This window comes from Paenibacillus sp. FSL P4-0176, from assembly GCF_037975265.1.
GTDB lineage: Bacteria > Bacillota > Bacilli > Paenibacillales > Paenibacillaceae > Paenibacillus > Paenibacillus amylolyticus.
This window is the reverse complement of sequence record NZ_CP150242.1, coordinates 5,859,869-5,879,063: the sequence shown is the minus strand read 5'-3', so window position 1 is coordinate 5,879,063 and position 19,195 is coordinate 5,859,869. Positions and strand designations below refer to the sequence as shown.

Annotated in this window: 17 protein-coding genes; all 17 read left to right on the top strand. The window is 50.7% G+C overall.

Features of this window, described 5'->3' with window-relative positions:
- The first annotated feature begins 26 nt into the window (after positions 1-26).
- The 17 genes from MKY95_RS27195 to MKY95_RS27115 all read left to right on the top strand — a co-directional run bounded on the left by MKY95_RS27195 (position 27) and on the right by MKY95_RS27115 (position 19,157).
- Positions 27-224, top strand: a complete 198-nt coding sequence (locus MKY95_RS27195; RefSeq protein ID WP_339195350.1) for a hypothetical protein — start codon at positions 27-29, stop codon at positions 222-224.
- A 539-nt stretch (positions 225-763) separates the two neighbouring features.
- Complete coding sequence (locus tag MKY95_RS27190) at positions 764-1,720, top strand: glycosyltransferase (RefSeq protein ID WP_081745804.1); 957 nt, start codon at positions 764-766, stop codon at positions 1,718-1,720.
- A 41-nt stretch (positions 1,721-1,761) separates the two neighbouring features.
- Positions 1,762-2,874, top strand: a complete 1,113-nt coding sequence (locus tag MKY95_RS27185) for a glycosyltransferase family A protein (RefSeq protein WP_162158945.1) — start codon at positions 1,762-1,764, stop codon at positions 2,872-2,874.
- On the top strand, positions 2,874-3,647 hold the full coding sequence (locus MKY95_RS27180) for a glycosyltransferase family 2 protein (RefSeq protein WP_036605811.1): 774 nt from the start codon (positions 2,874-2,876) through the stop codon (positions 3,645-3,647). The genes MKY95_RS27185 and MKY95_RS27180 overlap by 1 nt, the downstream gene beginning before the upstream one ends.
- The gene (locus MKY95_RS27175; RefSeq protein ID WP_036605812.1) at positions 3,644-4,375 is read left to right on the top strand and encodes a sugar phosphate nucleotidyltransferase; all 732 of its coding nucleotides are present in this window, start codon (positions 3,644-3,646) and stop codon (positions 4,373-4,375) included. The genes MKY95_RS27180 and MKY95_RS27175 overlap by 4 nt, the downstream gene beginning before the upstream one ends.
- A 661-nt stretch (positions 4,376-5,036) precedes the next feature.
- Positions 5,037-5,876 carry a GT-D fold domain-containing glycosyltransferase gene (locus MKY95_RS27170; protein WP_036605938.1) on the top strand — a complete coding sequence of 280 codons (840 nt, stop codon included), beginning with the start codon at positions 5,037-5,039 and terminating at the stop codon, positions 5,874-5,876.
- Between the two features lie 65 nt (positions 5,877-5,941).
- Positions 5,942-7,669, top strand: coding sequence for a glycosyltransferase family 2 protein (locus tag MKY95_RS27165; protein WP_339195345.1), 1,728 nt, complete (start codon positions 5,942-5,944; stop codon positions 7,667-7,669).
- Positions 7,670-8,021: 352 nt separating this feature from the next.
- Positions 8,022-8,300 (top strand): glutaredoxin family protein, encoded by a 279-nt coding sequence (locus MKY95_RS27160; protein WP_339195342.1) that lies wholly within the window; start codon positions 8,022-8,024, stop codon positions 8,298-8,300.
- A gap of 323 nt (positions 8,301-8,623) precedes the next feature.
- Entirely contained in the window at positions 8,624-9,967 is a 1,344-nt protein-coding gene (locus tag MKY95_RS27155) for an LLM class flavin-dependent oxidoreductase (protein WP_339195339.1), read from the top strand.
- Between the two features lie 172 nt (positions 9,968-10,139).
- The gene (locus tag MKY95_RS27150) at positions 10,140-11,783 is read left to right on the top strand and encodes an ABC transporter substrate-binding protein (RefSeq protein ID WP_339195336.1); all 1,644 of its coding nucleotides are present in this window, start codon (positions 10,140-10,142) and stop codon (positions 11,781-11,783) included.
- Between the two features lie 261 nt (positions 11,784-12,044).
- A complete protein-coding gene (locus MKY95_RS27145) occupies positions 12,045-12,977 on the top strand; it encodes an ABC transporter permease (protein WP_339195333.1) in 933 nt (310 codons plus the stop codon).
- 60 nt (positions 12,978-13,037) lie between these two features.
- On the top strand, positions 13,038-13,955 hold the full coding sequence (locus MKY95_RS27140) for an ABC transporter permease (RefSeq protein ID WP_339195330.1): 918 nt from the start codon (positions 13,038-13,040) through the stop codon (positions 13,953-13,955).
- A gap of 123 nt (positions 13,956-14,078) precedes the next feature.
- On the top strand, positions 14,079-14,627 hold the full coding sequence (ssuE, locus tag MKY95_RS27135) for an NADPH-dependent FMN reductase (protein WP_036605818.1): 549 nt from the start codon (positions 14,079-14,081) through the stop codon (positions 14,625-14,627).
- A gap of 69 nt (positions 14,628-14,696) precedes the next feature.
- On the top strand, positions 14,697-15,569 hold the full coding sequence (locus MKY95_RS27130) for a LysR family transcriptional regulator (protein ID WP_339195326.1): 873 nt from the start codon (positions 14,697-14,699) through the stop codon (positions 15,567-15,569).
- A 54-nt stretch (positions 15,570-15,623) separates the two neighbouring features.
- Positions 15,624-16,685, top strand: a complete 1,062-nt coding sequence (locus MKY95_RS27125; RefSeq protein ID WP_339195324.1) for an LLM class flavin-dependent oxidoreductase — start codon at positions 15,624-15,626, stop codon at positions 16,683-16,685.
- 50 nt (positions 16,686-16,735) lie between these two features.
- Positions 16,736-17,962, top strand: coding sequence for an amidohydrolase (locus tag MKY95_RS27120; RefSeq protein WP_339195321.1), 1,227 nt, complete (start codon positions 16,736-16,738; stop codon positions 17,960-17,962).
- A 334-nt stretch (positions 17,963-18,296) separates the two neighbouring features.
- Complete coding sequence (locus MKY95_RS27115; RefSeq protein WP_339195319.1) at positions 18,297-19,157, top strand: diaminopimelate epimerase; 861 nt, start codon at positions 18,297-18,299, stop codon at positions 19,155-19,157.
- Positions 19,158-19,195: the final 38 nt, after the last annotated feature.

The following is a 19,195-nucleotide window of genomic DNA, read 5'->3' as shown; positions in this document are numbered from 1 at the left end:
AACTCTCCCATTCTTAAACTTATTTTTTGTTGGAAAATGTTCATGCCAGTCTCGGTTGGAATTCCGTCTGCAACTTGGGCAGCGCGGAGCGTGGGGCTAGACCTGAAGCGTGGAATGAGACAAGAAACGATTGGAACAAAATCGGCTTGGCCTTAGCTCGGGAAGTGTTAAGCACGACACCAAACAAAAAGGATAACCGTTTATTCAGTTCAACCGAAGGTTGAATCGTCTATTGTGTTCCTCTTTCAGAAAGCCGGGGGTTGTCCAATTGCGCAGGTAGAAGATACGTTCACGGAAAACTGGGGTGTTCAATCCGGGTTTGCGTAAATGACAAAGGCAGTGTGTTCTGAACGGCATCACTCCTCTCAAGAGTAGAATGTATCTGCTTAACAAGATCTGTGAATGAGGTCATAATCTAATCAACCTAAGGTCAATAAATTGATTTAAAAAATATAGAGGAACTTATGTTCACCACAAGGTTATTTTTGTAAATAAAACTGCTTGGAACGTATATTATCACAATGTAAAACTTTGGAAAAGATACAATTTTAGATTTTTGTTAAATTTGTGTCTGAAGTAGGGGAGAGGTAGCGTTTTTCACATATTTTGACGTATTTTGTCTAAAAGCAAGGCCTGTACCCTCGTGTTCACAGGGAGAACCTGCTTAGTGCAAGGACAAACGCCGTTTCCACTGCTCCACGAATACATAGAATAACGTGTACTCCCTTGGCATGCCGATGATCGAATGCGGGAGGTGAAACTGTTGCGCAAAACCCGTACCACAGCACGTTATGCAACCCGAACCAATGTGACACGAAGAAAAACAGTGCTGAAGAAACGAAGATGGAAGTCTGGACACAAAAAGGGTACAAAGGCCTATACGTTCGTTATTCCATCCAAACAGCTGATGTCACAGGCTAAGGATGGAGTAGAGAATGGCGCGGAAAATGGCATGAGTGATGCTCCTTCACACAGGGGGGGTTCTCAGCGACCGATGCTCTCGGTCATTATCCCTGCTATGAATGAGGAGAAAAGGATTGGTGCAGTTGTCCGTGAAGCGCGGCGGATATGCCGTGATGCTGAAGTGCTTGTCGTTGTGAATGGTTCAACAGACGGTACGGCAAACGCAGCCAAACGGGCTGGAGCACGCGTGCTCACGTATGCCGAAGCACTGGGGCATGATGGAGGACGAAAAGTAGGCGCAGCGGAGGCGCGCGGTCAGGTATTGTTATTTACTGATGCAGATATCGCAATTCCCGCAGAGCACCTTGCACCTTACGTGAAGGCTGTGCTGAAGGGAACGGATGTGGCACTTAACGACTACCATGGGCCGGTCACTCATCATCCCGTTCATCCGGTAGTGGAGGCCAAACACATGTTGAACAGCATACTCGCAAGATCCGATCTCCGGGGGGCATCCATGACAGCAATTCCACATGCAATAAGCCGAAAAGGGCTTGAGGTCATGGGGATATCCTCACTGGAAGTTCCGCCACTCGCACAAGCGAAGGCAGTGATCGGCGGACTTCGGGTACGCGCTGTCCATCACGTACCTGTGGGTAGAATGAATGCAGTACGAATCAAGAAGCGAAGCGGACCTGATCCGCTAAGTCAAGTGGTACTGAATGATCATATGGCAGCGATCAAGTGGATTACGGATACGCTCGGTCCCCGCGGAGGTTATACCGATCTGCAACGTGTTCGCAACCTGGCGAGGTAAGCATGTCGCATCGGATGATGCAACATGCTGGAGGTGAGGAAATGAAGGGACGTTCAGGGGTTGCCCGCCGCAAGCGGACAACAAGTAGACAAACGACAGCAGGAAGAACAGTAATGAACAAGCGTCATAGGAACAAGAAACATGTAGATATTCAAAAAAAAAGAAGAAGCCGAGCAAAGTCTGGCCAAGTAGATCTACACTTGATGTGGAAAGCGGGGCAAGTTGCAGGAAGGGAGGCAAAGGCAAACAACACAGTATCAGAAGAACATGCACGTCTCGTATGGAATGCACACGCGGTGAATGTTGCGGAGCTAAGCAACTTCGAGCTAGCTCTGAAGGCAGGTAAGGCATTTATGCAAGGTTATGCTCAGGCCTCGGGGCATTCATTCCAGATCGTGCCTCTACCTCTTCGTCATTCGGCTGTTGCTGTTGTCTGTGCCTGTAATGAGGAACACACACTGGGGCAGGTGTTATTGCAACTAAAGCGGTTGCCTCTGACGGATATTATTGTGGTACTGAATGGAACGACAGATGACAGTTTGAAGCAGGTACTAAGGCAGCCGGGACTTACAGTAATCTATGAACCGGATCGGGCAGGACATGATGTGGGCCGGGCACTTGGAGCCAAGATGACGGATGCGGAGACGGTACTTTTTGTGGATGGGGATATGGTCGTCTCGGCTGAACAGCTTGCACCCTTTCTGTTCGCGGTTGATCGGGGACAGGATGTGGCGTTGAATAATCTGACGTCTTTGCTGCCTGCGTTTGCAGGCCAGGATGAGGTAAGCCGGATCAAAGCATATCTGAACCGGACATTAGGCAGGGCAGATCTTGGTTCCAATTCCATGACAGCCGTGCCTCATGCATTGTCTCGTCGTATGATTCAGACCGTGAAGTCAGCATCACTGGCCGTTCCACCTAAGGCACAAAGTCTAGCTATTCAGCATGGAATGAACGTCTCGGCACCAAGTCAGGTGGATGTTATTCGTTCCAATCGGTTGCGTCCTGGTAACACGGGAAGTGGGAATGATGTCGCCAAATTGATCATCGGAGATCATCTGGAGGCACTGGCTACATTGCTGGGTACAGGTTGGAATCCAGCCCAAGCACATACACTCTCCCGTGTAGAAGTCGCTTACAGGAGGAACGCCTAATGACACTGACGAGTATGATTATCCCAACTTACAATGGGCTGGATCTGATCAGGCCCTGCATCGATGCCATACGTCAATACTCGGGCGATCCTGCGTTATATGAAATTATCGTGGTAGATAACGGTTCGACGGATGGAACGGCTGAATATTGTGCGCTGGAGCGAATTCGATTTGTAAGGTTCCCGGACAATCGGGGGTTTCCGGCAGCGTGTAACGCTGGACTTCGTGCAGCTTGCGGGGATGAGTTGTTGCTGTTGAACAATGATGTTACGGTCACGCCCCGTTGGCTGGAGAACCTGCGAACGGCTCTGTACAGTGACGCAAGTATTGGGATCACGGGTCCTGTTACGAATTATGCAAGCGGCATCCAGCAGATTAAATTGCAGTTTCGGGACATGGAACATTTTCAGGAGTTGGCCAATTCCAATAATGTTGCGGATTCTTCAAGGTGGAGGGAAGTACGCCGGATCGTCGGTCTGTGCATGCTGATGAAACGAGATGTCGTGGAATCAGTTGGGCTGCTTGACGAGGCATATTCTCCGGGACACTATGAGGATGACGATTATTGTTATAGAGCAAGATTGCAGGGATATCGCCTGCTGGTATGTGGAGATGTTCTCGTGCATCATCAGGGAAGTGCCAGCTTCCAGAAGACAGATCCGGTAGCGTGGAAACAGCTGCTTGAGCGTAATCGTTCGATTTTTATGAACAAATGGCATGTCGATCCGCTTGAATATATGGACATATCCGATGAAGGAGGGAACGTGGAATGAAAGGTGTAATTCTTGCCGGCGGAACAGGAACTAGACTGTATCCGCTGACCCGGCTCATTAACAAACATCTGCTTCCAGTCGGTAAACATCCGATGATTATGTATGGCATCGACAGGCTCCGCCAGGCAGGCATTGATGAACTATTGATTGTGATCAACAAACATTCCGCCGGGTTATATACAGAGTATCTTGGTGGCGGAGCAGATCATGGGGTCAAGTTGACTTATCGCATTCAGGAAAAGGCAGGCGGGATTGCGGAAGCATTGGATCTGGCAACTTCTTTTATTCTTCCTGGCGAAAAATTCGTTGTGCTTCTCGGTGATAATCTCTTCAGCGATGATCTGAAGCCTTATGTGGACCGTTACATGCAGCAACCTGCTGGTACAGCGCGAGTTCTACTCAAAGAGGTGGATGATGCACGACGTTACGGGGTGCCTGTTTTTGATCCAAAGCATCCTGAGCGAATCTCGTACATTGAGGAGAAGCCAAGCCAGCCGAAAACCTCTTATTGTGTGACGGGCATATACATGTATGATGATCATGTATTTAACCTGATTCGCAATATTGCGCCGTCTGCGCGCGGAGAACTTGAAATTACGGATGTGAATAATCACTACGCGTCTGCTGGCGGACTGGAATACGACATTTTGCAGAAATACTGGAGTGATGCAGGTACATTTGAATCGCTCCAGGAAGCAGCTGTCCGTATGAAAGGACAATTGCCCTAAAATATATGCGACTGATGCTGCCGCTGTGCGGTGCCCCATGGGAGCAGAACACTCTGCGCCGGAGCTGGAAGGATGCTCCGGCGCTTTGCGCAGCGACAATCCTCGTGCATGCCAAAGGAGGGAATGGCGTGAGAGTAGTGACACGCACCGGGGCCGCTAGGGCCTCCGTGTCGGGTAAACCCCGGGGCATCCACCCGGCCGTATTTATGGGCAGTGGCACTCCGGCAGCAGCAGGTACAGGGTCTGCTGGAGTCAAAGGTGTGAAGTCAGGGAAACGGAGTACCCTGACCAAAGCGGGTACATCTGCCGGCGCATCGCATAAGGCTGCTGCAAGGAAAGCCAGCAGCACAGGCAGTGCTGTTGGCAGAGCAGCAAGAGCCAGCCGCACCGGCAAAGGCAAAGCCGGCCTGCGCCGGGCCACTGCTGGGCGCAGGCCGGCATCAGCGCGGGGCCGGCGTGCCGCTGCTCGCGCCAAGCAGCGCACGGCGATGCGCCGTGCGCCCATGCCAGCACCGCAAGCCAGCACGCCACAGGCGATGCCTGCCAGCGGTGCTGGCCCCGCCCCGCCCGCGCCGCGACACACCCGAAGGGTGTCGCCCCTGCGGGGCGGGGAGGCGCTGCCGGCGCGAAGGGCTTGCCGCCTCCGCCCGCGGAGCACGCAGTGCAGGCGGAGGCCGTGCCCGGCGGCTACGCCGAGGGCTACCGCGACGGCGTATTCGCCGGCGGGGAGGCGCTGGTGGCGCAGCACATCCCGCCGGATCACATTCTGCCTGCCGTGGCGGCGGCAGATCTGATTGCGGCGGGATTCCGCCAATATGCGCCCAGCCTGGCCCGGCTGTCCAGCCCTCATGAGATGGCTGGACACATCACGGCGGCGCTGGATGCGCAGCGCCCCTTGTCTGTCGTTCGCCTCGGAGATGGCGAACTGCTCACGCTGGCAGCCGATACGGTGCTGCCAGGCCACGAAGTGCAGGAGCTGGCACCGTTTCTGCCCTATGCAGGGGTGCCCTGCTCAACCCCCGACATCCGCGCGATGCTTGCGGAAGCCATACAGGCCGCCGACTGGGTTGGCGTGCCGATCTCGCGGGCGCCGACATTCCAGGGGTTGTTATTCCCGGTATTACGCCACTTCGGGATCGACTGGTCCCGGCTGAAATTGACCAGTTCCACGATCAATTACAGTCTGCATCAGTCTGGCCTGGTGTTGCCCTTGATGCAAGGACGGCGGGTTCTGCTCATAGGCAGCCAGGCACCAGAGCTTGCGGCACTGCTGCATAACCGGGGGATTCATGTCACAGGTATCATTGGTTCTGTGGCGGGAGTTATGGATATTCCGAGGGTGATGCAGCAAACCTCAGAACATGCTTTTGATATCGCGTTGGTGGCGGCGGGAATTCCGGCGGTCATTCTGTGTCGGCGAATTGCAGGTGAACTCGGCAAGGTTGCTCTGGACTTTGGACATTTGGCTGACAAACTGGTAACAGGAGAGCTTCAACTCTAGTGGACGTCCGGGGGCTGGTTATGTGCGTGTTAGCCTCACGGACAAGTGGAAATGGAGGGAGCAACATGAGCACACCCGATCAACAGCGCGGGGAAGAACGTCATAGCCGCAGCAACAAGGTTAAGGCTCGAAACGTAGTCCGTCGAAAGGGTCACAGTCATCTGAACATCATTCCAAATATCAGCACTCGCAGTGACAACAGCCGCAGTGAAAACAACAGGAATGGCAGCATAAGCAACGAAAAAAAAGCGGCCCGCCGTGCCACACAACACGATGCCTCGCGATCTGACATGGCAGTCCTGCATGCAGCAGGTCGTCGCTCAATACGGAAATCCAGACGTAAAGGCAAAAGCAGGCGCACACCCAAAGGCGCCAGGCTCTACAAACAGGGGTATACCAGAGGATACAACGAAGGTGTCCGCCAGGGACAGAACTCGTTTGGTCTTGTTTTTGAAGGGGTCAGCATCATTATTCCCACGTACAATCAGCGGGAGTATGTGCTGAAATGTGTGTCCAGTATCGAAAAACATACCCCTGCCCCCTTCGAAATCATTGTTGTGGATAATGCCTCCGAGGATGGAACTGCCGAGGCCATGCTCCGCAAAGGCGGCATGGTGAGGGTGGCTGCCCTGGATAAGAACCGGGGGTTTGCCGGAGGTGTCAATCATGGGCTGATGATGGCGAGAGGACGACATATCATCGTGCTGAACAACGATACGTTGGTTACTCCGGGCTGGCTGGATAACATGATGACTTGTCTTGCCGGTGATCCGAAGATTGGTGTGGTGGGCCCGGTGACCAACTATATTGGCGGGGATCAGCAGATTCAGGTTCCGTACCGTGAGGTAGAAGAGATGTGGTCTTTTGCCGCCACACATAATCGTCCGGATGCAGACAAACATCGAATAACCGATCGCTTGGTCGGATTCTGCTGGCTGTTCTCACGGGAGCTGCTGGAACGGGTAGGTTATCTGGACGAAGGGTACGCGGTGGGCAATTTCGAAGATGATGACTGGATCATCCGGGTGAAGCTGGCAGGATACCAACTTGCGGTAGCCGGGGATGCTTTTATCCACCACTTCGGAAGTGTCAGTATGAAAGCCTTGGGTGAGCAAGACTTTGCTGTAGTGAATAAGGATAACGAGCAGTTTTATAGCCAAAAGTGGGGAGATCCCCATGCGCTGGTTGCCGAAACCTCCCGCTTAGCTAGACAACAAACCTCTGGTACCCCATCCGGTCAACAAGAGGAGGGTGATACCAACCCAATGGATCCGCGTCAGCGAATCTCAACGCAGGGCAGCCAAGATCCGACATTACAGTTCAGACACAGTTATGACTTCTACCCGGAAGGTTCGTTCCTGTCCGATGCCAAAGGAGATGTCTATACTTTAACTGGCGGTCGGCGGCGGAAGCTGAATATCCCTGTACCGCGTGGAATATCACCTGTTCAGGTTGCCAAACCTGACCTGCTCGCCATTCCTGCCGGAGAAGCACTGATATCAGCGGGGGACGTGCAAGGATGGCCGAGGGAATCACAACAGGTGCATACGACAGCGGTTCATGGTTCTCACAATGGCTGGGCAGAAGGAAGTATTGTTGCCGTAGTGGATGCACCCGAGATTCGATATCAGATCAGCGGAGACAAGCGGAGACGATTTGTATCGGTCTATGCGGCAGAACGTTGGGGTGTACATTCTGGTCATATTATCAGCGTGTCTGCGGACCAACTGAATGCGATGGAAGAAGGCTGGCCCATTATCGCCCCACCTCAGCTCTTGAACCCCGATCTGTAATGTCAGGCGATCTGTTTATGCGAATCAGCAGTATGATGCGGAATGGAAAATGTAGCGGTACCCTGTGTAATCGCTCTGATTCATTCCGCATCCGAATATTACATATGAGTTGGTAGCTAGACTACTGAAGCAGTGCGATTCATTCCTGTAAAATAAGCCATCTTTCAAATTTATAATTTAATCTTTCTATTTGGTTATAGGTTTATTCTATTAGCAGATCCATTGACGCAGGAAGGGCACAGGAGTACATTTAGAGCCATAATTCTTATTTAACATATGGGAATTAAAGGTCTAGGGCGTTCATATTCAATCGCACAGATCTTGATCTTAAAACTAATCAGGAGGTATGTCGATGTCATCATCAACCAAAAAAGTCGTGCTGTGGAGCAAAACAGGCTGTCATTTCTGCGGGGAAGTGAAAGCATTTCTGACAGAGCGAAACCAGCCTTTTGAGAACATTGAAGTGCAGGGCAATGACGTGCTGCGTGATGTGCTTGAAGCAAAATATGGCATTCGGCATGTACCCGTTATTGAAGTGGGAGGGGACGGCAAGTTTGAAGCCTTGCTGGAACCTGATCTGGAGAAGCTGGCGGAACTTCTGGCACGAGCGGACGAAGCGGAAGCAGTCTAACGGGAGTGGATATATACCTTTGGAGCAAGCCGTTCCGGTTGCTGCATGATGCAAGATCGCATTTGTACAGCAGCCGGAACGTTCAATAAGTTATAGCTCTCTTGGGATGTAAATGGTCTTATTTACATCTTCAATGTTCATATAGAAAAAATCTATTAGTCACGCTGTTGACCCTTTTACGGGGCAGTGATAAGATTTGTGAAATTAAAACAAACAAAACTCATAGGAATAGTTAACTTTTAAGTTATTTCGCATACGTAATCAGTTCAGTTGGCCCTTGATCATTCTTTTGAAGATTCTAATCCAAGGAAGGCGGAGTGCATATGACAGCGAAACGCAGTTTGAAATTTGGAGCCATTATTCATGGGGTTGGAGGAAGCAACACCACATGGAGACACCCGGAGGTTCTGTCGGATGCCAGCGTTAACTTTGGATTCTACAAACGTCAGGCACTGAAAGCGGAGGAAGGCAAGTTCGATCTGGTCTTTATCGCAGACGGTCTGTATATTACCGAGAAATCCATTCCGCATTTCCTCAATCGCTTCGAACCAATCAGTATCCTCTCCGCTTTGGCTGCCGTTACTTCACATATTGGACTGGTAGGCACCCTCTCGACATCCTATAGTGATCCGTTCACCGTAGCCAGACAGTTCGGTTCCCTCGATCAGATCAGTGATGGCCGTGCAGGCTGGAACGTCGTGACTTCTCCGCTGGAAGGTACAGCGAAGAACTATAGCAAGAGCAGTCACCCTTCGCATCCAGAACGTTATCGCATTGCCGCGGAATATTTACAGGTAACCAAAGGGTTGTGGGACTCTTGGGAAGATGATGCCTTTGTGAGAGACAAAGAGAGCGGTGTCTTCTTCGATCCATCCAAGCTGCACACGCTTAATCATGAAGGAGAGTTTTTCTCCGTACAAGGTCCGCTCAATATTGCCCGTTCACGGCAAGGACAGCCGGTGATTTTCCAGGCAGGTTCATCGGAAGATGGCAAAACGCTGGCGGCGCAAGAAGCGGATGCTGTCTTTACCGGACACGATACGATTGAAGATGCACAGGCATTTTATAAGGATGTGAAAACACGGGCGGCTTCCTATGGACGTTCTTCACAGGATATTGTTATTCTGCCAGGCATCAATCCTATTGTTGGACGGACGGAAGAGGAAGCTGAACAGAAATATCAGGAGATCGCAAGTCTGGTTACCATTGATAAAGCGCTGGATTATCTGGGACGTTTCTTCGAACACCATGATTTCTCCCAATATCCGCTGGATGAACCGTTCCCGGAGCTGAATGGCATTGGAAGCAACAGTTTCCGCAGTGGAACCGACAAGATCAAGAAGGATGCCAAAGAGCAGGGATTGACCTTGCGTGAAGTGGCTCTGCGGGCAGCAACACCGCGTAGCAAATTCCTGGGCACACCGGAGCAGGTTGCTGACAAGATTCAGGAATGGTTCGAGACGGAAGCAGCGGATGGCTTCATTATTGCTTCGGAACTGCCGAGTGGATTGTCTGATTTTGTGGAACTGGTTGTTCCGATTCTGCAAGAACGCGGCCTGTATCGTACGGAATATGAACACGATACATTGCGAGGTAACCTTGGCGTGCAAATTCCCGTTAACCGTTATACGGCTGCCAAGCAACAAGTCGTATCTGATTTGGCATAACGGATAGGGAGCGAACGAGCATCTGATGTTGTCTGGCTGTTTTCTCCAACCGGTAATGAAATCAATTACTACGTTTTGTACTGCTTTAAAACCGACTTAACTCATAGGATATATAGAGTATTGGTGTAAACATCAGTTTAATGACACCTGTATACACAGAGGGGGAAGCGATATGAACAGGTCTATCTCATGGATGAAATATATGGCATTGGCAGCAATATTGGTGATGGTATTGTCCGGTTGCGGAGCGGCGGGAGGCAGCACGAACAGTACGGCACAGGCATCAGGCGGGGGGCAGGCCGGGCAAGCCGAAGGAGGCAACCTGACTTTTGCACTTGCCACTTCACCGGATACGCTGGACCCTCATCGCAGTGGGCTTGCCGTAACGGTGCGTGCCATCCGGACGATCTACGATAATCTGGTCGTGCAGCTGCCTGATGGTTCCATCAAACCTTGGCTTGCCACGGAATGGAGCGTATCCAAAGACGGCAAGAGTTATACGTTCAAGCTGCGTGAAGGTGTGAAGTTCCATGATGGTACACCGTTTAATGCGGAAGCCGTGAAATACAATCTGGACCGGGTGATCGACCCGGCCACCAAAGCTGCCAATTCTCTGGCCTTGATTAGACCGTATAGCTCCTCCGAAGTCATTGATGAATATACCATCAAGGTAAATCTGGAATCACCATCGCAAGCCTTTCTCGGTAACTTGAGCCAGGCACTTCTGGGGATCGTATCCCCTACAGCTGCCCAAAAATATGGTGACCAGCTAGGTAAAAATCCGGTGGGCACAGGTCCGTATACCTTTGTGAAATGGGATGAAAATGCGGATATCGTCGTTGCCAAAAACAAGGATTACAACTGGGGACCTGAGACGGTTGAAAATAAAGCCGCGCCCCATGTGGATACGATCACATTCAAGATTGTACCGGAAGAAGCGACGCGCATCGGAAGTGTACAGAGTAGTCAGGTACTCGCTGCCGAAACGGTTCCACCGCAGAATATCGCTGCATTGAAAAACGATCCGAACCAGCAATTGTTGCAGGCCAACACGGTTGGGTTGCCATATACACTCTTTTTCAATCTGCGCAAAGCGCCTTGGGATGATGTGAAAGTAAGGCAGGCGGTACAATCCGCCGTAGATGTAGAATCGATTGTCAAAACATTGTATCTGGGCAACTACGAACGTGCGTGGTCCGCACTGTCTCCTGGAATCCTTGGTTATGATGCATCGCTGGAAGGAAGCATCAACCCGGACATCAACAAAGCCAATCAGCTGCTCGATGAACAAGGCTGGGTGAAAGGCGCTGATGGAATTCGTGCCAAAGACGGCCAGAAACTGACCCTGCGGTATGTCGATGGTTCGCCCAATCGGGAGAAACGCAATGACATTGCTGCCATTATCCAGCAACAGTTGAAACAGGTTGGCATTGCGGTTGAAGTGGAAATTACAAAAGACGTAGCAACGGTCATCTATCAGAACTGGGATTATGATCTCTATGGAAACAGTCAGGTCAATTCTGACCCAAATGCCTTGTACGCTTTCTACCATACGAGTGCAGAGGGCGAGCGTCCCACATTGTCCGGTTTGTCTGATCCAAAGATCGATGAACTGTTAGAGCAGGGAGCGGTCGAGACGGATCCTGATAAACGTGTTCAGATCTACAATCAAATCCAGCAATACCTGATTGAGCAAGCGGTAATTCTGCCGATCTATGTATTCCCGTATACCGTCGCTGCATCCCAAAAGGTCGAAGGCATCAAGTTTGATTCATTGGGTTATCCACTCTTTAACGACGTCCGCATTCAGCCCTAACAGAGGTTGTTCAAAAAGTCCACTTTTGATTACTAGTCATGCCTAATGGCATGATCAGCATCGAATATGAAATTCAGCCGAAATAAGCGGGGGGCTTACGAAGGATGTTTCCTTCGGAAACATTTCAGTTGCTCACGTAGTTTCCTACGCTCCGCTACTCCATTTCTAGCTTCATTCCATCTTCTCGGTACTGAAAACTGGTCTTTTTGAACACGCACTATAGGAACGGCCAATCCAGATTGAGGAAGGAGATATCCCGGTATGGTTCAAACGATACTGTCACGACTCGCAACATCGCTTCTGGTTATTTTCGGAGCTTCGGTGCTGGTGTACTGCATCATGTATCTTCTGCCGGGTGATCCGGTTCTGCTCATGCTGGACCCGTCCTCGGCTACCCCGGAGATGATCGAGAATCTGCGGGTTCAGCTAGGACTGGATCAACCGTTTTATATCCAGTTTGCGAACTATTTCGGTGATATGCTGCATGGGGATTTCGGCAAATCAATGATCAATTCGGATCCGGTATTGCCCAAAATCCTGGAACATTTTCCAGCCACACTGGCTTTGACCGCACTCAGCTCAATCATTGCCATCACGATTGGAATTACACTTGGTGTATTGTCTGCGATTCATCGCAATGGCGTGATTGATTTCGTTGCCCGGCTCGTTGGACTGTTTGGCATTTCCATGCCAACCTTCTGGACGGGGATATTGCTCATCCTGTTATTTTCAGTACAGCTTGGCTGGTTCCCAGCGATGGGGTCCGACGGGTTCAGCTCACTGGTTCTTCCAGCAGCCACGCTGGGTCTTGTGGGTGCAGGGTTTATCGTACGGATGGTGCGTAACAGCATGCTGGAAGTGATCAATGAACCGTTTATCGTAGCGTTACGGGCCAAAGGACTTTCGGAACGTGCCATCATGTATGGTCATGCACTGCGTAATGCGCTTATTCCTGCAGTAACGGTAATCGGCATGCTGATCGGTGATCTGCTTGCGGGAACCGTTGTGGTGGAGACCGTCTTCTCTAGACAGGGGATCGGCCGAATTATTGCGGATGCGCTAATGGCCAAGGATCTGCCAGTGGTGCAAGGCGTTGTTTTCTTTACATCCATTATCTATGTGGTCTTGAACCTGCTGGTGGATATCTCGTATTCGTACATTGATCCCCGGGTTCGGCGTGCAGTCCGCACATGATGACAGCTGGAACAGTCAGAAGTGTCCTGACGCGGAGTATGAAAGGAGGAGTTGTTGCTCATGAGCATGAAACATTTGGCTGGTGACAAAAAAGCATGGGCCGGCAGTGTAGGACGTATCCATCTGTGGAATCGCCGCCCTTGGCGTTATCGCGTCTCATTCGCGGTATCCCGATTATTCTTTTATGCAGCATTGCTGGTGGTGGTGTTTACCGTGGCATGTGCGATTGTACCGGGCTGGATTGCGCCCTATGATCCAACTCAGATGATGACGGATGCCATTCTGCAGGCTCCTTCTGCTGCGCATCTGTTCGGGACGGACTATTTTGGCAGGGATATCTTCAGTGTAGTTGTGCATGGAAGCAGGGATTCGCTGCTCATTGGATTTGCTTCCGTTCTAGTGGGCGGTATTGTCGGTAGTGCGCTTGGTATTATCTCCGGTTATGCCGGAGGAATTGTTGATACTGTCACGATGCGGGCTGTCGATATTCTGATGGCTGTACCCGGCGTGCTCCTTGCATTGTCTGTTGCAGCTGCTCTTGGGCCAGGACTGATGAACATTGCACTGGCTGTTGCGGTTTCCTCCATTCCGGGCTACGCACGGGTGATGCGTGGGCAGGTCATATCAGTTAAAGGTCTGCCTTTCATTACAGCGACACGTTCACTGGGCGGTTCCAATGCACGTATTTTCTGGAAACATGTACTGCCACATTCGTTGTCACCCTTGCTGGTCATGGCTACGCTGGGCGTAGGGACATCAATCCTGACGGGCTCCGGACTCAGTTTTCTGGGACTTGGGGTGTTGAAGGAAATACCGGATTGGGGCGCATTGCTCTCACAAGGTAGAGGTTATCTGACGGTTGCCTGGTGGATCTGTACGTTCCCGGGTCTGGCGATCACGTTGTTTGTACTGGCGGTTAATCTGATTGGAGACGATATTCGCGATCGGCTGGACCCCAAAGTAAAAGGAGCGGCTTGACCGCTATTCCAAAATATAAGAATTTATAAGTTTCACCCTATCCATTTTTATATTTCACTGCGAAACGGTAGCTGTGCCACCAGAGGACGGCGACAGCCGTTTACGCTTGAGGAGGAGATATTCATGTCACATGTTGTCATTATTGCCGGATCACCTTCCAAACGTTCGCGTTTGACAGGTCTGACGGATTACAGCAGCCAAAAATTAACGGAGGCAGGCATCACTGTTGAAGTTATTCACGTTGTGGATCTGCCCGCTGAGGATCTGGTGCAAGCCCGGTTTGACAGCTCATTCATTCGTGATGCACTTGCTGTCGTGGAAGCGGCGGATGCCGTTATTGTGGCAACACCGGTATACAAGGCATCGTACTCGGGAGTGCTCAAGCTGTTCCTGGATCTGATTCCGCAAGAAGGATTACGGGGTAAGTTGACACTTCCGCTCGTTATCGGTGGCTCTATAGCTCATCTGCTCGCCATTGATTATGCATTGAAACCTGTTCTGGCAGCCCTTGGTGGAAGACATATCTTGGGTGGCGTGTATGCTGTGGATCAGGGAATTGAACGACTGGATGATGGAAAATTTGTACTCTCGGCAGATGTGACTACACGTTTGGATCGCTCGCTGGATGAATTGATATTGACACTGGAAAAGGATGGGATTACGATATCATAAAACCAAGTAAGTGTATTGGATAAATCAATATAAGATCAAACGTCTGCGGACGTGGATACGGAGGCGCTCATGAATATCGAGAATATTGAAGCATTTGTATATATCAATCATTATGGAAGCTTCAATAAGGCTGCCGAAGTACTCTTCTTGTCCCAACCTTCGGTCACAGCTCGCATTCAGTCACTGGAAAGGGAGCTGGGCTGCAAGTTGTTTGATCGGTTTGGCAAACAAATTGTGCTGACAGATGAAGGTCGGAAATTCCTGCCATATGCGCAGCAAGTGCTGCAAGTGATTCAGAAGGGCAAGCAGAAGATTCAGCAACGGCGATCAACACCGGATGCTCTTCGACTTGGTAGTACAGTATCGGTATCCAACTATGTCATTCCCGATTTTTTACCCAAGATCAAGGAAGCTTACCCCGAAATTAATATCAAATTGACGACCGCAACGACGGATCAGCTGATTGCCAAACTGCTTGGTCAGGAGATCGATCTTGCTTTTGTGCGCAAGGTCATGCATCCTGCGATCCGTACGGTTGCTTTTTATGAAGATCCGATTCAGCTCTATGTGTACAAAGGGCATCCATTCATTGAGAGCGGGCATGTCAGCATGGAAGCTATCCGGAATGAGCAACTGGTCTTTTTTGAATGTGGTTCACTGGACTGGCTTCGCATTCACCGGGCTTTCGACTCGCTGGAACATCCGCCGAATATTACATACCATGTCGATAATTCGGAGACGGCGAAGAAACTGGTTATGCAAGGGGCAGGCATTGCCTTTCTCCCGGGACTCACGGTGAAGAAGGAAGTGCAAAATCAGGAGCTGTTCCCCATTCAGGTACATGAGGTAGCAGGTGTATCGTTGCAGATCAGCGTCGTTACTTTAAAAGAAGAATATTCGCCATTGGCAGAGCCCTTCGGGGAACTGCTGCGGAAGTTATAGATTGTTTGTAAGATTCAAGAACAGCGGTTCAGCACAATCAAGGAGGAGAAGGATATGAGTATTCGTGTTGGCATTTTGGATCAGACTCCCATCTATGAAGGGGAAACGGCGGTGGATGCTTTTCGGCATACGATTGAGCTGGCACAGCGGGCAGAGCAGCTTGGATTCCATCGGTTCTGGGTGTCGGAGCACCATGATTCAGGGCATGTTGCAGGTTCCTCCCCGGAAGTACTCATCTCCCACTTGCTTGCGCATACAAAGCGGATTCGGCTGGGGTCTGGCGGAGTAATGCTCCAGCATTATAGTCCATACAAAGTCGCCGAGAATTTCAATATCCTCGCCGCGCTCGGACCAGGAAGAGTTGACCTGGGAATCGGTCGTGCACCAGGCGGGTTACCACGTTCGACACAGGCGTTGCAGGAAGGTATTCAGGAAGCCGCATCTCTCAAAGAGAAAATTGTTCAGGTGAAACGATACATCCACAATGAGCCGCTTGAAGATCAGTCGCATCCACTTGCAGGTCTCAGCGCTTCGCCAGTGTCGGACATTCCAGCGGAGCTGTACGTACTTGGAGCAAGTGTCGATAGTGCGGGCATGGCTGCGGAACTGGGACTCCCATATGTCTTTTCACTGTTCATTAACAGTAATATAGAGGTAGCGCTTCAAGCGATCCGTGTATATCGTGAACAATTCAATCGTTCCCAGGGACGGGAGCCCTACGCTGCACTAGCCATATCGTTAATTGTGGCCGAAAGTGAGGAAGAAGCGGAAGGACTTGCGAGCGAGCATATGCTGGTGAAGATCCATCTGGAGAGTGGTAAGGTGCTGACCGTCGGTTCTGTGGAACAGGCGGAAGAATTCGGGCGTCAATCAAACGAAACCTATCGGATCGAAATTTTGGAGCCAAGTGTGACCCGGGGGACGAAGGAAAGCGTAGGTCAGGCACTGCTGAAGTTCCAGCAGGAGTTTGCTGTGGAAGAGTTCATTGTGACTACAGCTACACGGGACTTTACCAAGCGAATTCGTTCATTCGAATTGTTGCGTGAGATTCTGGCAGAGCAGGGACTAAGTGAATTTGCACTGGAATCCAAGGAACAGGAAGCTGCAATCGGATAGAATTAGGCAGTTAATATAGCAGTGAATATATACGAATGGGAGGCCATGTGATGAAAAGTGATCTGGAACAGCCCAAGCAGCATTCTGAGCAACAAGCACAGGGCCCCGAGCATGAACTTCACGGTGAACGGGCGGAAGAATTTGCGGAACGTTTAATCACCATTCGGCGACATCTGCATCGCAACCCGGAATTGTCCGGCGAGGAAAAGGAGACGACGGCAGCCATTCGCAGTTGGCTGGAAGAGGAAGGCGTCCGTATTGCAGACGAATATGCGCTGCGGACAGGGCTTGTCGCTGAAGTGGGTCAAGGGGACGGTCCTGTTGTCGCCCTAAGAGCAGATATTGATGCGCTGCCCATTCAGGAAGAGACAAAGCTGGAATTTGCCTCCCAGGCAGATGGAAAGATGCACGCATGCGGACATGACGCACACACGGCAATTCTGATTGGTGCTGCACGATTACTGAAACAGCGTGAGTCCATTCTACCGGGAAAAGTACGGTTGATATTCCAGCCATCGGAGGAAAAAGCAACGGGTGCTCGGCAAGTGATCCAGAGCGGCGCATTATCCGATGTTCGGGCCGTATTTGGTTTGCATAACAAGCCTGATCTCCAGGTAGGTACGGTGGGCATTCGGGAAGGCGCATTGATGGCAGCAGCAGACGGTTTTGTTGTCAAAGTGGAAGGTGTAGGCACCCATGCAGCCGTGCCGGAAGCAGGCATTGATCCAATCGTGGTTGCTGCACATATTGTTACGGCACTACAGGCCATTGTGAGCCGCAATGTGGGGGCACAGGAGAGTGCTGTAATCAGTGTCACCAAGCTCCACAGCGGCACAGCCTGGAACGTTATTCCGGATGAAGCGATCCTCGATGGCACAGTGCGTACCTTTGATGAGAAAGTGCGTGCACGGATTCGCGAGCGTTTCAATCAGGTAGTCGCCGGTGTGGCGGCAGCCTATGGCACACGGGCTACGGTTCGCTGGATTCAGGGACCTCCTGCCGTGGTCAACGATGAGTCTCTGGCATCTGCGGCGGAGCAAGTTGCAAGTGAGATTGGATTAAACAGTGTTAGACCGTTACCTTCTCCGGCAGGAGAGGACTTCTCTTTTTATCAAAAAGAAGTTCCCGGCCTGTTCCTCTTCCTGGGCACCTCTGGCCCGCATGAGTGGCATCACCCTGGCTTTGATGTGGATGAACGGGCTCTGTCGCTGGGAGCACATCTTCTGGCTGCACTGGCTGAGAAAGCACTGCACAATGTGCAAGCACATCAAGCGTGATGAGTACAGTGAATCACTGGATCATATCCAGATCGAAACGGTTCCGTTCGACGGCAACCGTTTTTCGTATTCCCTTTTTTAAGTAAGAGCGGGGTAGGAACGACGATTTGTTGAATCTTATCAGATGGTGTAATTATGGCTGGGGCTGGCGCAGAAGCGTCAGCTCTGTTTGGGTTTTCTTACAGGAGGTGCAGCTAAAGGTATTATGAAATTTTATTTTTTTTAAATGGAAATATTTGTTGACGCTCCCCAAAAAGATGTGCTATATTTTTCTCGACCTTTAATCGTAATAATTACTATTAGATAAAAAAGAAGAACAGGAGTAGTCGCTGCGATGAAACAGGAGATCGATTTTATCAAGTTCAGTCCCACTCAAAACATGACGATTCTGGTTAAAACGGATCATGCAGCCGAGCAATACAATCATATTGCAACTCGTCTAATGTCGTATGATAACGTTTACGCTGAACAAGTGGGATTCATTGAACCAACGAGGAGACCGGAAGCTGTGGCCCGTCTGGAAATGGCCGGAGGAGAGTTCTGTGGCAATGCCTGTATGGCACTTGCAGCACACCACGCATCTGAAGCAGAACTGGAACAACAGGAGTTTATGGATATCATGCTGGAGGTTTCCGGAACCGATCAATTGATCATGTGCCATGTGAAGAAACAGCAGAACGAATATGACTGTCAGGTAACCATGCCGATACCAAAGCAGATCGAACAACGAACAATCCGATACGAAGGCATCGAACTCGATATGGTGATCATCCGGTACGCTGAGTTCATCCATATCGTGATCGAAGTCGATGACTTTGACGATACGATGAAGAAGAGGGCACAGACCCTTGCAAGGTTACTGGGACTAACCCTGGGAGATAAGCTGATCGGTATCTTGTTATATCAATCACACTTGGAAGAAATGGCCCCACTCATCTATGTTCCGGAGCTGGATAGTCTGATCTGGGAGAGAGGGTGTGGTTCGGGTACGGCCTCCGTCGGAGCGTATCTCGCATGGAGCCAGCAGGGGCAGATTACGCAGTACATCAAGCAGCCTGGTGGTGCGATCAAAGTGGTAGCCCAGTGGAATGGCGCAGAACTTGGGAGTATTACGATTGAGGGATCTGTTGGCATCGTGGCTCAGGGCAAAGCCTTCATAGATGCTCCAGCAGAATGGAGCGTTGTAAACGCATGAGGTACATGATACATGATCGAGACAACGTATAGGGGGAA